Raw genomic sequence first — 16,024 nt, 5'->3', positions numbered from 1 at the left:
AGAAATAATAATCCATATTATAACGTAAATATCTTGTAATCAAACAAAAAACTTATAAATGGGGAAAAGACGATTACCGATCACACAGCAACCGCCTTTTCTCTCTTTATTTTACAATAAGGGCATTCATATTCGCAAAGGACTTGATCTCATCCGCCAAGCTTACCATTTGCGCTAAACGATTTGCCTTTAATGACTCATTATCCGCTATAACCATTGTATGATCGAAGTAAGCATCGATCGGTTCTTTTAAGGCTGCAAGTGAAGCAAGCGCCGCCTCATAATCTTTTTTGCTGAAGTTTTCCTGCAGATTTTGCTTCGCTGTTTGGTAGGCATCAAACAGTTTTGCTTCGTATTCATTTTCAAACAGATCAGGCTGAATGTCTCCGCGGACTCCTTTTTTGCTGATAGAGATCACTCGGCCTAACGCTTCGGCTGTTTCCTTAAAGCCAGGTGCACCAAGCTTTTGCTCCAGTACTTGTGCTTTATGCAGCGCAGAGTACGGCTCAAGCTCAGAGCTTTCCAGCACGGCGTCAATGACATCATGTCTGATTTGTTCAGCATTCAAGACATATTTCAAGCGCTGAGTGAAGAAATCCAGCAGTTCATTTTCTTTATCGGTTTGAACGAAAGTAAGCAGCTCTTCAAATGAAATTCCCCAGTTGCGGTCAAGAAGAATCGCAACAATACCGCTTGCTTGGCGGCGCAGTCCGTAAGGGTCCTGGGAACCGGTCGGAATTACGCCGATAGAGAAGAATGAAGCGATTGTGTCAAGCTTATCCGCCATTGCTACAACAGCTCCGGTGAAAGTAGAAGGCGTTTCTCCGCCCGCTGATCTAGGCATATAATGTTCATTAACTGCCGCCGCCACAGCTTCATCTTCGCCAAGCATTCTCGCATACTTTTCGCCCATAATTCCTTGAAGTTCAGGGAATTCATATATCATATGCGTCACAAGGTCGAATTTAGAAATTTCAGCAGCCCGCTTCACATGTTTTAATGTATCTTCATCAGCCTGAAGACGAACGGCAAGTTTCTCTGCGATTGATGTGACTCTTCTAACCTTATCAGCAAGAGAACCAAGCTCTTCATGGAAAACGATATTTTCAAGCTTCTTCACATTTGCATCAATGTTTAGTTTCTGATCTTCTTTGTAGAAGAATGAAGCATCAGATAAACGTGCGCGCAGCACTTTTTCATTGCCTCGGGCCACATTTTCAATCGCGTGGCTGTTGCCGTTTCGGACTGTGATAAAGTGAGGCAGCAGGTCACCGTTTTTGTCTTTGACAGGGAAGTAGCGCTGATGCTCTTTCATTGTCGTGACAAGCACTTCTTCAGGAATTGACAGAAACTCGGATTCAAATGAACCGTAAAGAGCTGTCGGGTATTCTACCAAATGATTCACTTCATCAAGAAGGTCTTCGTCAACTGGAATGCTCCAATTGTTTTCAGCAGCCATTGCTTCCAGCTGAGATTGAATCATTTGCTTTCGGACGCTAGGGTCAGCAATAACATGCTGTCCTTTGAGCTGCTCTTCATAAGCTGAAGGTGATTCAATTGACACTTCATGTCCGAGGAAACGATGTCCCTGTGTTGTCCGTCCAGACTCAACGTTTGTGATCGAAAATGGAATGACATCCTGGCCAAATAATGCGACAATCCATTTGATCGGTCGGATATAACGCAAATCTTCATTTCCCCAGCGCATGTTTTTCGGGAAATGCAAGCTTGTAATTAAACCGCTCAGTTCCGGCAGAAGCGACTTCGTTTCTTGGCCGGCTTGGAATTTTTGCACGAATACATACTCTATGCCTTTTACTTCTTTAATGTACAGGTCTTCCACATTCGCGCCTTGGCCTTTTGAAAAGCCGATTGCCGCTTTTGTCCAGTTCCCGTCCGCATCAAGGGCAATTTTTTTCGCAGGCCCTTTTGCTTCTTCTTTTATATCATCCTGCTTTTCTGCGACATCCTTAACGAACACAGCAAGACGTCTCGGTGTATTGAAGAGTTTCACTTCACCGTGAGTAATATTTTTTTCTTTAAGCCAGCCTGTCAGCTTGTCGCCAAGCTGAACCATGCTTTCATTCAAAAAGCGCGCCGGCATTTCCTCTAATCCGATCTCTAAAAGTAAATCCTGTTTACTCATGAGAAGAACCCTCCCCTTTAAGCATTGGGAACCCTAGTTTTTCTCGTTCCTCATAATAGGTTTTTGCTACTTTTCTAGCTAAATTCCGCACTCTTGCGATATAGCCCGTCCGCTCGGTAACAGAGATCGCACCTTTGGCATCAAGCAGGTTGAAAGTGTGCGAGCATTTCAGCACATAGTCATATGCTGGATGAACAAGTCCGTTGTCCATTTGCTTGATCGCTTCTTTTTCATATGTGCTGAACAATTGGAACAGCATATCGACGTCTGATGTTTCAAACGTATAAACAGAATGCTCATATTCAGCCATCATGAATAAATCTTTTACTGTAAACCCTGACGTCCATTCCAAGTCAAACACGTTTTCTTTATCCTGGATATAAGACGCGAGACGCTCAATTCCATACGTAATCTCTACAGAAACGGGTTTACACTCTAATCCCCCGACCTGCTGGAAATACGTAAATTGAGTTATTTCCATTCCGTCAAGCCAAACTTCCCAGCCTAGACCCGCACAGCCTAAAGACGGATTCTCCCAGTTGTCTTCAACAAAGCGAATATCGTGCTCAAGCGGATCAATTCCAAGAGCACGCAAGGAATCTAAATACAGTTCTTGAATGTTATCAGGTGACGGTTTAATAATGACCTGGAACTGATGATGCTGATACAGTCTGTTCGGGTTCTCCCCGTAGCGGCCGTCTGCCGGACGTCTGGAAGGCTCTACATAAGCCACTTTCCACGGCTCAGGGCCGATACTGCGCAAAAATGTATACGGGCTCATCGTGCCGGCTCCTTTTTCTACATCGTAAGCCTGCATAAGCACACAGCCCTGACTGGACCAATGCTTTTGCAAGGTTAGAATCATGTCTTGAATATTCATTTCAAGCACCTCCACTTTTCTTTCATAAGTTGACTGCGGCAGCAACCAAAAAACTCCCGTCTCTATGCTTGCCAGCCGCAAACATAGGGACGAGAGTTCTCCCGCGGTTCCACCCTAGTTGCTGAGAACAAAATCCCAGCCTCTTTTTTTAAAATTGCTCAAGAATGCCTTTCGTTGCGTGCTCATCCTTAGCTTACACCGCCCTAAGGTCGCTTTCATGAGGTAAACGCAAGTACTTCTTTCTCTCACTGCAACATATTTTATAATAAATGATCATATAAAAAGATGGACCAAATGTCAACTTTTGTTTTCACCCATAAGATGTTTCATGCTTTCCATTTGATCTAAAAAGCGCTTTGATTTTAAATACAATCCCGAATATTCTTCGTAATATAAATCAATCACTTGCTTTAATTCAGCTTTTGTTTCCTCTTTTAAGGACACATTGCCGAGCCTCGACAGATCAAAATAGTAAAAGAGTCTTAACAGCCTTGCCGTTTGCGGTTTAATCGGTATCCTGTAAGGATCTTTTTCAAAACAGCGGTGGCATATAAAACCATTATCACGAACAGAAAAATGAAAGGTTCCGTCTTGGCTTTTACAATGTACACAATGATTCAGCTCAGGATACAGGCCCATGACACCGAGCATCTTCATTTGAACAATGAAGGTGATAACATCCGGATCTGTTCCTTCATTCAGCTGTTTTAATGATTCTAATATGAATTCAAATAAATAAGGATTTGGCTTTTTTTCTTCTGTGCCTCTGTCGACTAACTCAGCAATATAGGCAGCATATGCTGTTAAAAACAAGTCTTCCCTGATGCCTCTCATGCTGAGGATCATTTCCCCCTGCTGAAGCGTTCCGAGGCCCGATGTTTTTTGCATTAAGAAAGAACCATACAAAAAGGGCTGGCTGACTGCTGATAAACGGCTGTTCGGTTTTTTGGCGCCTCGTGCCATAACACCTATTTTTCCGTGTTCTCTTGTCAGTAATGTTACGATTTTATTCGTCTCTCCGTAATCATTTGTGCGAAGAACGATTCCTTCACATTTTGTCAGCATTTCCGCACCTTCCTCAAGCAGGAGCGGCCAAGAGGTTTATAAAATTGGATAATCAACTCGGGCTAGCTCATCTTCTAGTTCTTCGGGTCTTTCCATGTTCTCTTTTTCCAGTTCTTTAAAAAGAAGATACGTATCAACATTTCCTGTTTGAGAAAATACGTTCCAGGTAAAATTCAACACAAGAAACCCACCTTTCTGTAGTTAAACTAGCTTACCTAAACTCCAAATTCTTACCTTTATCTTGACCAGATGTCCTCCATTTCATGTTAAACAAAATTTGCTAATGTATCCCTGTTCCTGTGAGATAATGACACACACAGCTAGAGATTAATATTCGTCCTCTTTAAAGCCAAAATCGCGAAGCTGGGACATTTTATTACGCCAGTCCTTCTGCACTTTCACCCACAATTCAAGGTAGACACGGGAGCCCAAAAGTGCTTCAATATCCGCTCTCGCTCTTTTTCCAACCTCTTTTAGAAGGCTTCCTTTTTTACCGATCACGATGCCTTTCTGAGAATCCCGCTCGACCACAATCGTTGCCGCTACGTGCACAGAACCGTTGTCCTGCCCTTTGATGGATTCGATGGCCACCGCAATGCTGTGCGGGATTTCTTCTCTCGTCAAATGCAGCACCTTTTCCCTGATTAATTCAGAAATGATAAATCGCTCAGGGTGGTCAGTTACCTGGTCACTCGGATAGAATTGCGGCCCTTCCGGCAAATACGCTTCAATCTGAGCGAGCAAGGTTTCGATGTTATTTCCTTCTAAAGCAGAAATCGGAACAATTTCCTTAAAAGGATAACGTTTGCGGTATTCGTCAATTAGCAGAAGCAATTGATCGGGATGAATTTTATCGATTTTGTTTACGATTAAGAATACAGGCGTAGACATCGTCTGCAATTTCTCAATGATGAATTCGTCGCCCTTCCCGTAGCCTTCCTCAGCATTGATCATAAACAAGATCAAATCGACTTCTTTTAATGTATTTTGCGCCACTTTCATCATAAAGTCCCCAAGCTTATGCTTAGGTTTATGAATCCCTGGTGTGTCAATAAAAATGGTTTGTGATGTGCCTGTCGTCAGTACTCCTTGCACCTTGTTTCTCGTCGTTTGGGGCTTATCGCTCATGATCGCGATTTTTTGTCCAATGACTCTGTTCAAAAATGTAGATTTTCCTACGTTTGGTCTTCCAATAATGGATACAAATCCTGATTTAAAGCTTTCGTTCGTCATGTAAATCCTCCGATGAAAATGCGCCTGGCAATAATTCTTCCACAGTCATTTCTTTTATTTGTCCTTGTAAATTAGTCAGTACGACAATAACGTCTTTTGTGCAAAGCTCAGAAATCACCTGGCGGCAGGCTCCGCACGGAGATACTGGTCCAGGGGTGTCAGCCGCAACGGCCAGCATCTGAAACTCTGTATCCCCTTCAGAAACAGCTTTAAATAAAGCGGTACGCTCGGCGCAATTGCACATGCTGTATGCCGCGTTCTCAATATTGCAGCCTCTGTACACTTTTCCATCCTTGGTAAGAAGAGCGGCTCCTACTTGGAATTTGGAATACGGCGCATATGCCATATCACGCGCTTTTAAAGCTTCTGTTATTAATTCTTGTCTGTTCATGTGTACATTCCTCTCTTACCTATAATGGTACCGCTATCACTTTATATTTTACATAATCGCGCGCTTTTTTTCACGCCCATTTCTAAAAATGTAAAATAAATGTAAGAATTTTCAGCCATTACAGCTTTGGCAAAAAAATAAGTAAACCAATGATACACGAAATCACGGCAAAAACGCAAACAGCCCCGGCGGCAGCGTCCTTGGCCGCTTTAGCAAGAGGGTGATGTTTGTCAGTTATTAAATCAACCGTATGTTCAATGGCTGTATTTAAAAGCTCAAGCGAAAACATACCGCCTATCAAAAGGAATATAATCATCCACTCAATCATGCTGAGCTCTACAAGGAAGCCGCAAATGAGAACAGCGCAGGCGGCTGCGGCATGAAATTGGAAATTCCGCTCCGTCCGCGCTGTTTCCCAGATGCCCCGGCCTGCATGCACGAAGCTTTTGAAGAATCGCTTCAGCTCATTTCTATGATCTTTTGAGTCCATAAGCGTCCAGCAATTCCTTTTGCTTAGTAAACATCTCCTCTTCTTCCTCTTTCGTCATATGGTCATATCCTAAAAGGTGCAGAAATCCGTGTACAGCTAGAAATCCGAGCTCTCTTTTAAAAGAATGATTATACTCCTCTGCCTGCTCTCTTGTGCGATCGGCACTGATGATAATATCACCTAAAACCGGAGGCATTTCGGCGCCCACGATTTCGATCTCGCCTTCCCCCTCTTCCTCAAGAGCAAATGAGATGACATCTGTCGGAGCATCCTTTCCCCGGTATTCTTTGTTAATCTGATGTATGTCATCATTGGAAACAATCGTGACAGAAACTTCAGCCTGGTCTTGAACGCCTTCACGCTCAGCGGCAAATTGAAGCAGATTTTCTACTTCTTTGAGCATCTCTTCTGAGACGCTTCCTGTTTCATCAACGATATCAATCAGTAAACTCATCTATTTCACCTTCTTAGTAGCCTCCGGATATTCAATCCGGGAGTGGAAAATTCCTTTTAATGTTGCACAGAGCGTTTTTGCGATTGTATCCAGCTCTTTAAATGTCAAATCGCATTCACTGAACTGTCCGTCCTGAAGCTTATCGGATATAATACCCCGGACAAGCTTTTCAATTCGTTCAGGATTTGGATTGTGCATGGATCTGACGGCCGCTTCAACACTGTCGGCCACTGATATAATTGCGGCTTCCTTTGACTGCGGCTTCGGCCCCGGATAACGGAACTCTTCCTCTGTAATCTGGTCGCCTTTTTCCTTCGCTTTATAGTAAAAAAACTTTAAAAGCGAGGTTCCATGATGCTGCTCAGCAATATCGACAAGCTCTTTCGGAAATTTATAGCTTCTCAGCATATTCGCACCGTCTGTCGTATGCGAGATAATAATATTTTTACTCAACTGAGGTGACAGCTTGTCATGCGGATTGTCAATATTCATTTGGTTTTCAATAAAATATTGCGGGCGCTTTGTTTTTCCGAGATCGTGATAATATGCGCCGACTCTTGCAAGCAAACCATTAGCCCCAACCGCTTCACAGGCTGCCTCTGATAAATTGGCAACCATTACACTGTGATGATATGTACCTGGTGTTTCTGTCAGTATTTTGCGCAATAGCGGATGGTTAGGATTAGACAGCTCAAGCAGCCTCATGGTGGATAAAATGCCAAAGCCCGTCTCAAAAAACGGCATCAGGCCGATGATCAATACAGATGAAGCAAACCCCGACACAACCCCCATGAGCATTAACGTGCCGATTTCAAGACCCGACAACGCAGTGTTCTGGATCAATAATAAGGATAAAACGACAACCATATTAATAAACGCCACGAAAAGTCCGGTCTGCAAAATCTTTGATCTTGCATTGTGTTTTCCTAAAAATAATACACCTGAAATGCCGCTGATCAAATAATAAATCCCTATGACATAATTGAATGTTCCTGTCACACCCTGATTAAACATCATACTTCCGCAAATCGCAAGAATGATACTTCCCAAAATGGCAATGCGTTCATTCATCAGCAGTTTGATTAAGATGGCGCCGGCCGCAATGGGGACCAGATAGCCGATATTATTATACTCCATCTTCTGAAACAAACTGACAACCTCCATGATCACAAGCAAAAGTGTTGTGATAATCGAGAATAACAGAATGGATTGATTTTTAAACTTCAGATTTTGTTTCTGTTTTTCAAAATAATATACAAGTGTTGCAATGAAAAGTCCGATCATAATCAATAGCCCGCTGATCGGTTTAAAGAGATTTGAGTTATTTAATAACCCGGTCAGCTCAAGTTTCCTGTACACTTCCCGATCAATGAGGTCATTTTCTTCCACGAGCACTTGTCCCTGTTTGATTTGAACCTGCTGGACATTATCTGAAGCTTCCTGCCGTTTTGCCTCTGTTGCTTTCGGATCGAAGACGTAATTCGGAATAATAGCAAAACGCCCGATTTCTGTCGCAGCTCCCAAGTATTTAGACGGAATAGAATTGCTCTTTAGCTCTTTTTCTACCTTATCCTTTGCATCAGATAGTTTATCCGAAGGGATTTCACTGCTCATGACCGTATTTACTGCGGTAATGACCGTATCTCTGACAAAAGAAAAGTCTTCACTGTCTGCTTTCAGCAATGTCTTGATGGAATCCTCCGATATAGAATCATTCACATCTGATGTCAATTTGTCCTTTACAGATTTGACCATTGATTTTTCCGATGGTGATTTACTGCCTTCTTCTGATGATTTTTTCACTTCACTAATACTGTCGAATATTGATGACACAAGGTCAATCCGATTGTCTGTATATTCTTTTTTTAATGTATATTGATCTTCAACCGCGTCCTCAGCGGCTTGCTTTTTTTCCTCTGTGGCTTTTTGATCTTCTACGGTTGCCGGAGCGTAAATGGTCTTGTCGCTGACTGAAAACAGGTCTAAATCAAGTGTTTCCGGCTTAACATGTACAAAGAGCAAAGCAAACATAATGGCAGCCAGCAGAAGATACAGCAGTACATGCATGGAGCGGGCATTTTTAAAACTGCTCCATTTTTTCGAGCTGCTTTTGGTCTTAGCCTTCTTTTTCAACACAAGAACCTCCTCTTGAAACATCAAGCCCATAAGCAATCATAAAAATGACCCGATAACGCGCGATCGGGTCATTCAGCATTAATTTTGCTTATCGTATGCTTCAATAATTTTCGCAACAAGCGGATGTCTGACCACGTCTGTCTGGTCTAGCTCAATCATAGAAATGCCGTCTATTCCTTTCAGCATCTCCTTCGCTACTGCAAGTCCCGATTTGACGCCTTTCGGCAGATCAATTTGGCTAACGTCACCTGTAATGATCATTTTAGAGCCAAAACCCAGTCTCGTCAAAAACATTTTCATTTGAGCAGGCGTGGTATTCTGTGCTTCATCAAGTATAACATAAGCATCATCGAGCGTCCGTCCCCTCATATATGCGAGCGGAGCAATTTCAATGATGCCTCTTTCCATCAGACGTTCTGTATGATCTGCCCCAAGCACATCATGGAGAGCGTCATACAGCGGGCGCAAATAAGGATCTACTTTTTCTTTTAGGTCACCTGGGAGAAAACCAAGGCTTTCACCGGCTTCCACGGCAGGTCTTGTTAAAATGATTTTTTTGATATGTCCGTTTTTTAAAGCATGGACTGCTTTTACGACAGCCAGGTACGTTTTCCCCGTTCCCGCCGGACCAATGCCGAATACAAGGTCATTCCGCTTCATAGCGGCCACGTATTCCCGCTGTCCCATTGTTTTTACACGGATTGATTTGCCTTTTGCGTTTTTTGTAATTTCTTCTTCATACATGCTTTCAAAGTATTCAAGTTCATTCTTCTTTGCCATTTTGATGGCGTAAATCACATCACGTTCAGAGATCTCTATCCCCTTGCGAATTAAAGCGAGGAGCGATCCCAGCAGCCTGTCTGCAATCTGAAACGATTCATCATCGCCTGAAACATAAATCGTCTCGCCGCGCGTAATGATATTTACATTCAGATCTTTCTCCATCAATTTCAAAAAAGAATCTTGGTTCCCGAAGAGTGAAAGCGCCTCGTCCGGGTTTTTCAGTTTTTGATTCATCGCAAGTAAATGTTCTGTCATTCTTCAGTCTCCCTGACAATAGGTGTGGTTTGAACGATATCTTCTATAACTTGGTAGAGAATAATCAACTTTACTTTACCATTCTCAACAGTCTGGTGCAAAACTTTTTCATTTTTCACCTCGCCGTTTTCGCCTATTTTATCCTCTACATCCTGTTTACCCAATTTAGTGCCTTCTTGAACTGCTTCTTCTTTCGTATATTTTCGCAAAGCCTCTTCACTTTCTCTCGTTTGCTCTTTGACATAGGATACAGGGAGCTTAAACCCGAGAAAATGAAGCGAATGCTTTTCTTGTTCTGTTTTTGGATGCTTCAATTCCTCTTTTTTAAACGTCATCCCCCAGATCGGGATTGCCAAAGAACCAAAAGAAAGCTTGTGCTTTGTCCTTACTTTGCCCGTATAGACGTTAAATAATGTTTCAAGCGGGACTGTCACTTCTGATCTATACCAGGTTTCTCCGTAAATTTCTGCTTTTGAGGCGACTTCCTGTTGATGGTCTTCGCTGCCGATCAGTCCCGAAACAAGCAGCTGCCCCTTTTCAACATGATCGTGTATGGCGGCCATGGGCTGTCCTTTTTGCACAAACATTCTCGTAATGGTTGCTTTCTTTTTGGCGACAATATTGCGCGGGCTAACATACTTTTCTTTTTCGGGCTCATTTTTCTCCACAACTTTCATGTGAATGGTCGTCCCCTTCAGATCAACTCCGACCCAAGTGATATTGTCTATTCCATTGGTTAATGATTTCTGTATTTTTTCGGGCGACATCATTAAAAACTGCAGACGGCCCTTTTTGACGCCGATTTCATTAAGATGCTGCCTCATTTGATGTTCTGTTTCAGGCTTAGCGCCTGTCACATCAATTTTCCACACCATATTGGACAGCAAAAACAAAAGGATGAAAAAAATCGCAAAACCGATCGTAAACCCTATATTCAGCTTTGATTTTATCAACAGGAAGGGAAAACCCTTCCGATTGATAAATCGGGCTTTACATTTAAATTTACTTCTCACCCGCCGAAAGGCATGTACATCCTGAAGCTGTATATATAACGATACGGCTTCTTTCTTTTTTTTGACATGAAAGACCGGAATCCCCTGTCTTGTGCATTCATTAAGGAGCCGCTCAATCCCTCTTCCCGTCAATTCAAGCTGGACCTTACCCGAAAAAAAAGACAGCCATTTATTTTTCACAACATTTCCCCCTCGGCTTTATGACTCAACATATCGAACGACATCAATCGTACCCTCCAAAAGTATCTCTTCCGGAAGAATCGCCTTGATGACAAAATTTTCACCAGATATGATGCACTGGCCCTGCTTCAGCATCAGCCTCACTTCATTCTCACTGAAAAGCAAAAGACCTCTGTGGTTTTCTATGTAGATATGAAGTCTGCCAACCATTGTAATCCTCGGCAGATCCATCATAACGTCCGGGGGAATTTCCAATGCTCTTGTCAGCCAAGCTTTCATACGATTCTTTCTTTGCCCCATACAAAAAGAACCCCCTTTCATCTCATATGTATGATTTGAAAGGAGGTTCTAACACTTTAATTTTTACGGGCCGAGCGCATCGTACGGTGAGGTTTTTTCGCCCGTGGAGGCCCGAACACCTCTCCTAGAACGATCCCCTGTACGACGGTGTCTTTATTCACCTCAAGCATTTTTTGTTTTGTGTATACTGTTTTTTGTTTGGCAGCAGCAAGATCTTGTTCCAGCCCTTTCAGGTTTCTTGCTGTTTCCCTGCGTCTTTCTTCCGCTTCCCGTCTTGCCTGTTCCATACGGTTAGGGATAGGTGCAGGGGCATCTTCTTTTGACTGCTTCTTTTGAGGAGAAGCAGATTGGACGTGTTGAGGTTTTTTTCTTTTTTGGCTGCTTTGCTTTTCTTCTTTGCTCTTTTTGCCGAAAATCGCAGAAATGATTCCGATGATCGCTGCAATAATAAGCGGATTGGTCAGTAAATCTTCCATCAGCGTTCTCCCTTCTTAGAGAGATTATGATTTGCGGTCTTCATCCGAAGGGTCTTTCGTCAGCTTGCCGAATGAATCACGCATTTCTGTGTCAGCATCGATGTTCTTGATATTCATGTAATCCATGACGCCAATATTCCCTTCACGCAAAGCTTCTGCCATCGCAAGCGGCACTTCCGCCTCGGCTTCTACCACTTTCGCGCGCATTTCTTCTACGCGGGCACGCATTTCCTGTTCTTGAGCGACAGCCATCGCACGTCGTTCTTCCGCCTTTGCCTGCGCGATGTTTTTATCAGCCTCGGCCTGATCGGTTTGTAAAATTGCACCGATGTTTTTGCCGATATCTACATCTGCAATATCAATTGAGAGAATTTCAAACGCAGTTCCTGAGTCCAATCCTTTTCCAAGGACTGTCTGAGAAATCATGTCAGGGTTTTCAAGCACTTTTTTATGATTATTAGATGAACCGATTGTAGAAACGATCCCCTCACCTACACGAGCTACAATGGTTTCTTCCCCTGCTCCCCCAACGAGGCGCTCGATATTCGCTCTTACTGTGATTCTCGCTTTCGCTTTCACTTCAATCCCGTCCATTGCGACACCGGCAATAAACGGTGTTTCAATCACCTTAGGATTAACGCTCATTTGAACAGCTTCCAACACGTCCCGACCTGCAAGATCAATGGCAGCACAGCGCTCGAATGTGAGTTCAATGTTAGCTCGCTGAGCGGCGATAAGCGCGTTGACGACTCTGTCAACATTACCTCCAGCCAGATAGTGGCTTTCAAGCTGGTTTGTTCCAACATTAAGTCCCGCTTTATGCGCTTTAATCAGCGGGTTAACAACCCGATTCGGAATGACACGGCGAAGCCTCATCCCAACTAGAGTGAAAATGCTGATTTTCACTCCGGCTGCCAAAGCTGAAATCCAAAGCATTACAGGCACAAATGTAAAAAATACTGCCAAAACAATGATCGCTACTGCGACAATTGCCAGAATCATAAGTGTTGACGGATCCATATAACTTCTCCTCGTTTCTATTTAAAATTCTCTCACGACAATGCGTGAGCCTTCTACTTTAATCACTTTTACTTTTTTATCTTTTTCTGTAAACGATCCCTCCGAAACAACGTCAAGGCGTTCATCATCAATAATCACGGTACCGGAAGGACGCAGCGGTGTAAAGGTTATACCCACTTTTCCTATTAAGTCCGTGCGCGTTTGATTTGAAACGTAGCCGCTCTCCGTGTTTGTAGAATCATTTAATATCAATTTCTTAAAGAATTTCATACGTTTTCCCAACACCCTTGTCAGTAAAATAAACGCTGTAATCGAAACAGCTGAGGCGATCAAGAGAGAAACCGCCATGACAGTGAAGCTCCCCGCAGCTAAAAACAGGCTCGCAATAATCGCTCCCAAGCCCAGTAATCCAATGATTCCTCCGGGAAGAAAAATCTCAAGCAGAATGAGAATCACCCCTGCTATAAAGAGGAGAACCGTCTCATACCCGGCAAGGCCGGCTGCAAGATGCCCGTAAAAGAACAGCAATAACGCAATGAATCCAGCCGTTCCAGGGAGGCCGACACCCGGGGAAAAAAGCTCCACCGTCAGACCTAAAAAAGCGATTGTCAGCAGAATAGGGACAATGACCGGATTCGTCAGCCATCTTGCTGTCTTTTCCGCAAAGCTCTCCTTTGCATAGCTGATCTGCGCCTTTTCGAACCCAAGCTTCTTTACGAGCGTGGACAAATTGTCAGCAGTGCCTTCTGAATAGCCTACCTCAATTGCCTTGTCTGCGTTAAGTGTCAGCAGATCTCCCTTAGGCGCGCCGACTTCCTTGGCATCTATATCTGGGTCAGCCATTGCGAGCGCATATTTTGGATCGCGGTTATTTTTCACTGCGGCATCTTCCATCTCTGCCAGCCAAAGTGATTGAGCTTTTTGGTCAGCGGCATTGCCTTGGCCATCAACAATCGCGGCGGCTCCCATTTTTCCGCCAGGCGCCATATAAATGTGATCTGCTTGAAGTGCAATATATGCACCAGCAGACAACGCGCGTTTGTTGACATATGCAGTTACGGGGATCTCGCTTTCGGTTATCAAATCGGCCATATCAATAGCAGATTTGACCAATCCCCCCGGGGTATTGATATCAAGAATAATATGGTCTGCATGTGCATCCTTTGCGTCTTGTAACGAACGGGACAAAAACGAGGCGAGACCCTGTTCGACATTTTTTTCAACCGGAATCACATAAACAGTTTGTTTTTCTGCTTTTGCGTTCAGTTGTACGCCTAATAAAGAAAGCAATAATATACTCAAAAGAGCAGCACGGAATCCTTTGATTTGAAGCAAGGGCGGTGTATCCCTCCTTCCTTTTATAATAAGTGCCTTCTCTTCATACGTAACAAATGTATCAAAGGTTTCATTTTTTTATGTATAAAAAAAGACATCTCTCTTAGAAAGATGTCCTTTTCTTTGCCATTTAAGACAGTTGACTGCTCACAAGCTTATTAATTAAACTTCCGTCAGCTTTACCTTTTACTTTAGGCATAATTGCCCCCATCACTTTGCCCATGTCCGCTTTTGAGCTCGCACCGACCTCCGCGATGGTTTCATTTACGATTGTACGCAGCTCTTCTTCTGACAGCTGCTCAGGTAAATAAACTTCTAAAATGTCCAGCTCTTTTTGAACTTTATCTACTAAATCTAAACGATTAGCGTTTGAAAATTCCTGGAGGGAGTCTTTACGTTGCTTAAGTTCACGAGAAAGGACAGTGAGTTCCTCATCCTCGGTCAAACTGTCTTTCTTAAGCTTAATTGCTTCATTTTGAAGTGAAGCCTTAACCATTCGAACGACAGTCAGTTTGTCTTTCTCACGGTTTTTCATATACAGCTTCATATCCTGGTTGAGACGCTCAAGAAGACTCATAAATCCACCCTCTTTTAGAATTTGCGTTTTCTAGCAGCTTCAGACTTTTTCTTGCGCTTTACGCTAGGTTTTTCATAAAATTCACGCTTTCTTGCTTCTTGCAAAGTACCTGTCTTTGATACACTGCGTTTGAAGCGACGAAGAGCATCTTCAAGCGATTCGTTTTTTCTAACGACCGTTTTTGACATTCTCTTTCCCTCCCTCCGAATACACCAATCGACTACCTTTAAGTTACACATATAAACATGTACTTTGACATTATAATATAAGCCATCAGTCAGGTCAACTAAGTGAGTTCACTTTTCCGTCATGAGTGCGACTGCCTGTCTATATAATGAAAGAAAGGGGTTGGTGAATAGGATGTTAATTCTGATTAGCTTTACTGCTCTTATATTATTCTTTCTCACAGGCATGAACATGCTTCGAAAAGGCTTAATTTCTATGGCGTACTCAAAAATTGAAGATCGTTTGCTTTTATTTACAGACCATCCGTTAAAAGCGTTTCTTATCAGCATTGTATTTACGGGGATACTTCAGAGCAGTTCAGCCTTTATGGTCATTGTCATCGGCTTTGTAAGTGCGGGCGTTCTTTCTTTTAAGCGGACGATACCGATGATTCTGGGGACGAATGTTGGCTCTACTTTTACAACTGAATTTATTGCTATCAAAATGGATATTTTGATTTGGGTTCTTTTAATAGGAGGTTTTTTGTTTTTTCTGACTGGCAGGTATCCTTTGAAACAGCTGGGAACAAGCTTCCTCGGACTGGGCATCATCTTCTTTTGCATCAGCGGATTCAGCCACCTTGCCGGGCCGCTGACGAAGCTGAAAACGGGAGCCGACGTTCTATACCATGTTAACGATTCAAACTGGGCCGCTTTGCTCATCGGGATGGTGTTAACTGCCATCATTCACTCCAGTTCTGTCTGTATCGGCATTTTGATGAGTTTTATGAATGAAGGGATTATCGGACTGACACAGGCGATGAGCGTCGTACTCGGATCCAATATCGGGACATGCATTACAGCTGTCATGGCTGCTGTATCCGGCGGATATGCGGCGAAACAGACAGCGTATGCGCATGTGGTATTTAACGTGCTAGGGGTGGCTCTAGTATTGCCTTTTCTGACCGCAGCGACCGGCTTTGTAGAGCAGTTATCACCCGATCCTGCCCAAAGGATTGCTCATTTCAGCCTTTTATTTAATGTAGTAACAGCTCTTTTATTTCTTCCGCTTACAAACTTGTTTTACCGCTTGATTCACTTTCTTATTCCAGCTAAATAAAAAACC

18 protein-coding genes and 1 other annotated feature are annotated in these 16,024 nt (G+C 43.1%); of the genes, 1 reads left to right on the top strand and 17 read right to left on the bottom strand.

Annotated elements, in window-relative coordinates; genetic code table 11:
• Positions 1 to 106: 106 nt before the first annotated feature.
• The 17 genes from glyS to rpsU form a co-directional block, all read right to left on the bottom strand.
• Positions 107 to 2,146, bottom strand: a complete 2,040-nt coding sequence (gene glyS / locus WA279_RS02285) for a glycine--tRNA ligase subunit beta (RefSeq protein WP_038829712.1) — start codon at positions 2,144 to 2,146, stop codon at positions 107 to 109.
• Positions 2,139 to 3,026: a glycine--tRNA ligase subunit alpha gene (gene glyQ, locus WA279_RS02280; RefSeq protein ID WP_003226213.1), complete on the bottom strand. Its 888-nt coding sequence runs from the start codon at positions 3,024 to 3,026 to the stop codon at positions 2,139 to 2,141. The genes glyS and glyQ overlap by 8 nt, the downstream gene beginning before the upstream one ends.
• A gap of 82 nt (positions 3,027 to 3,108) precedes the next feature.
• Positions 3,109 to 3,284 (bottom strand) — a binding site (T-box leader).
• Between the two features lie 39 nt (positions 3,285 to 3,323).
• Complete coding sequence (gene recO / locus WA279_RS02275; protein ID WP_014477369.1) at positions 3,324 to 4,091, bottom strand: DNA repair protein RecO; 768 nt, start codon at positions 4,089 to 4,091, stop codon at positions 3,324 to 3,326.
• A 36-nt stretch (positions 4,092 to 4,127) separates the two neighbouring features.
• Positions 4,128 to 4,271, bottom strand: coding sequence for a YqzL family protein (locus WA279_RS02270; RefSeq protein ID WP_336154126.1), 144 nt, complete (start codon positions 4,269 to 4,271; stop codon positions 4,128 to 4,130).
• 147 nt (positions 4,272 to 4,418) lie between these two features.
• Positions 4,419 to 5,324: a GTPase Era gene (gene era / locus WA279_RS02265; protein ID WP_003230051.1), complete on the bottom strand. Its 906-nt coding sequence runs from the start codon at positions 5,322 to 5,324 to the stop codon at positions 4,419 to 4,421.
• Entirely contained in the window at positions 5,305 to 5,715 is a 411-nt protein-coding gene (locus WA279_RS02260) for a cytidine deaminase (protein WP_003230049.1), read from the bottom strand. Before WA279_RS02260 ends, era begins: the two co-directional genes overlap by 20 nt.
• Positions 5,716 to 5,833: 118 nt before the next feature.
• Complete coding sequence (locus WA279_RS02255) at positions 5,834 to 6,205, bottom strand: diacylglycerol kinase family protein (protein WP_015384119.1); 372 nt, start codon at positions 6,203 to 6,205, stop codon at positions 5,834 to 5,836.
• Positions 6,186 to 6,659, bottom strand: coding sequence for an rRNA maturation RNase YbeY (ybeY, locus tag WA279_RS02250; RefSeq protein WP_003230039.1), 474 nt, complete (start codon positions 6,657 to 6,659; stop codon positions 6,186 to 6,188). Before ybeY ends, WA279_RS02255 begins: the two co-directional genes overlap by 20 nt.
• Positions 6,660 to 8,795, bottom strand: coding sequence for a cyclic-di-AMP phosphodiesterase PgpH (gene pgpH, locus WA279_RS02245; RefSeq protein ID WP_010886570.1), 2,136 nt, complete (start codon positions 8,793 to 8,795; stop codon positions 6,660 to 6,662). It abuts the gene before it with no gap.
• A gap of 78 nt (positions 8,796 to 8,873) precedes the next feature.
• A complete protein-coding gene (locus WA279_RS02240; protein ID WP_014477373.1) occupies positions 8,874 to 9,833 on the bottom strand; it encodes a PhoH family protein in 960 nt (319 codons plus the stop codon).
• A complete protein-coding gene (gene yqfD, locus WA279_RS02235; RefSeq protein WP_336154121.1) occupies positions 9,830 to 11,026 on the bottom strand; it encodes a sporulation protein YqfD in 1,197 nt (398 codons plus the stop codon). The genes WA279_RS02240 and yqfD overlap by 4 nt, the downstream gene beginning before the upstream one ends.
• Positions 11,027 to 11,044: 18 nt before the next feature.
• A complete protein-coding gene (gene yqfC / locus WA279_RS02230; protein ID WP_122060480.1) occupies positions 11,045 to 11,326 on the bottom strand; it encodes a sporulation protein YqfC in 282 nt (93 codons plus the stop codon).
• A 56-nt stretch (positions 11,327 to 11,382) separates the two neighbouring features.
• Positions 11,383 to 11,802 (bottom strand): hypothetical protein, encoded by a 420-nt coding sequence (locus tag WA279_RS02225; RefSeq protein WP_336154117.1) that lies wholly within the window; start codon positions 11,800 to 11,802, stop codon positions 11,383 to 11,385.
• A gap of 24 nt (positions 11,803 to 11,826) precedes the next feature.
• Entirely contained in the window at positions 11,827 to 12,822 is a 996-nt protein-coding gene (floA, locus tag WA279_RS02220) for a flotillin-like protein FloA (RefSeq protein ID WP_251187919.1), read from the bottom strand.
• Between the two features lie 21 nt (positions 12,823 to 12,843).
• Positions 12,844 to 14,157 (bottom strand): NfeD family protein, encoded by a 1,314-nt coding sequence (locus tag WA279_RS02215; RefSeq protein WP_336154115.1) that lies wholly within the window; start codon positions 14,155 to 14,157, stop codon positions 12,844 to 12,846.
• 130 nt (positions 14,158 to 14,287) lie between these two features.
• Complete coding sequence (locus tag WA279_RS02210) at positions 14,288 to 14,734, bottom strand: GatB/YqeY domain-containing protein (protein WP_003230022.1); 447 nt, start codon at positions 14,732 to 14,734, stop codon at positions 14,288 to 14,290.
• A gap of 14 nt (positions 14,735 to 14,748) precedes the next feature.
• Positions 14,749 to 14,922, bottom strand: coding sequence for a 30S ribosomal protein S21 (gene rpsU / locus WA279_RS02205; protein WP_003152957.1), 174 nt, complete (start codon positions 14,920 to 14,922; stop codon positions 14,749 to 14,751).
• A gap of 172 nt (positions 14,923 to 15,094) precedes the next feature.
• Here rpsU and WA279_RS02200 point away from each other — a divergent pair, with 172 nt between their 5' ends.
• Positions 15,095 to 16,018 (top strand): Na/Pi symporter, encoded by a 924-nt coding sequence (locus tag WA279_RS02200; RefSeq protein ID WP_336154113.1) that lies wholly within the window; start codon positions 15,095 to 15,097, stop codon positions 16,016 to 16,018.
• Positions 16,019 to 16,024: the final 6 nt, after the last annotated feature.

The sequence above is a fragment of the Bacillus sp. 204(2023) genome (genome assembly GCF_037027505.1).
Classification (GTDB): domain Bacteria; phylum Bacillota; class Bacilli; order Bacillales; family Bacillaceae; genus Bacillus; species Bacillus subtilis.
This window is presented reverse-complemented; position numbering and strand designations above follow the sequence as displayed.

Excerpts from the sequence above, each read along its gene's own strand:
- floA (WP_251187919.1), bottom strand. The coding sequence starts at position 12,822 with ATGGATCCGTCAACACTTATGATTCTGGCAATTGTCGCAGTAGCGATC.
- WA279_RS02255 (WP_015384119.1), bottom strand. The coding sequence starts at position 6,205 with ATGGACTCAAAAGATCATAGAAATGAGCTGAAGCGATTCTTCAAAAGC.
- rpsU (WP_003152957.1), bottom strand. The coding sequence starts at position 14,922 with ATGTCAAAAACGGTCGTTAGAAAAAACGAATCGCTTGAAGATGCTCTT.
- glyQ (WP_003226213.1), bottom strand. The coding sequence starts at position 3,026 with ATGAATATTCAAGACATGATTCTAACCTTGCAAAAGCATTGGTCCAGT.
- era (WP_003230051.1), bottom strand. The coding sequence starts at position 5,324 with ATGACGAACGAAAGCTTTAAATCAGGATTTGTATCCATTATTGGAAGA.
- WA279_RS02225 (WP_336154117.1), bottom strand. The coding sequence starts at position 11,802 with ATGGAAGATTTACTGACCAATCCGCTTATTATTGCAGCGATCATCGGA.
- yqfC (WP_122060480.1), bottom strand. The coding sequence starts at position 11,326 with ATGGGGCAAAGAAAGAATCGTATGAAAGCTTGGCTGACAAGAGCATTG.
- ybeY (WP_003230039.1), bottom strand. The coding sequence starts at position 6,659 with ATGAGTTTACTGATTGATATCGTTGATGAAACAGGAAGCGTCTCAGAA.
- WA279_RS02240 (WP_014477373.1), bottom strand. The coding sequence starts at position 9,833 with ATGACAGAACATTTACTTGCGATGAATCAAAAACTGAAAAACCCGGAC.
- glyS (WP_038829712.1), bottom strand. The coding sequence starts at position 2,146 with ATGAGTAAACAGGATTTACTTTTAGAGATCGGATTAGAGGAAATGCCG.
- WA279_RS02200 (WP_336154113.1), top strand. The coding sequence starts at position 15,095 with ATGTTAATTCTGATTAGCTTTACTGCTCTTATATTATTCTTTCTCACA.
- recO (WP_014477369.1), bottom strand. The coding sequence starts at position 4,091 with ATGCTGACAAAATGTGAAGGAATCGTTCTTCGCACAAATGATTACGGA.
- WA279_RS02260 (WP_003230049.1), bottom strand. The coding sequence starts at position 5,715 with ATGAACAGACAAGAATTAATAACAGAAGCTTTAAAAGCGCGTGATATG.
- WA279_RS02210 (WP_003230022.1), bottom strand. The coding sequence starts at position 14,734 with ATGAGTCTTCTTGAGCGTCTCAACCAGGATATGAAGCTGTATATGAAA.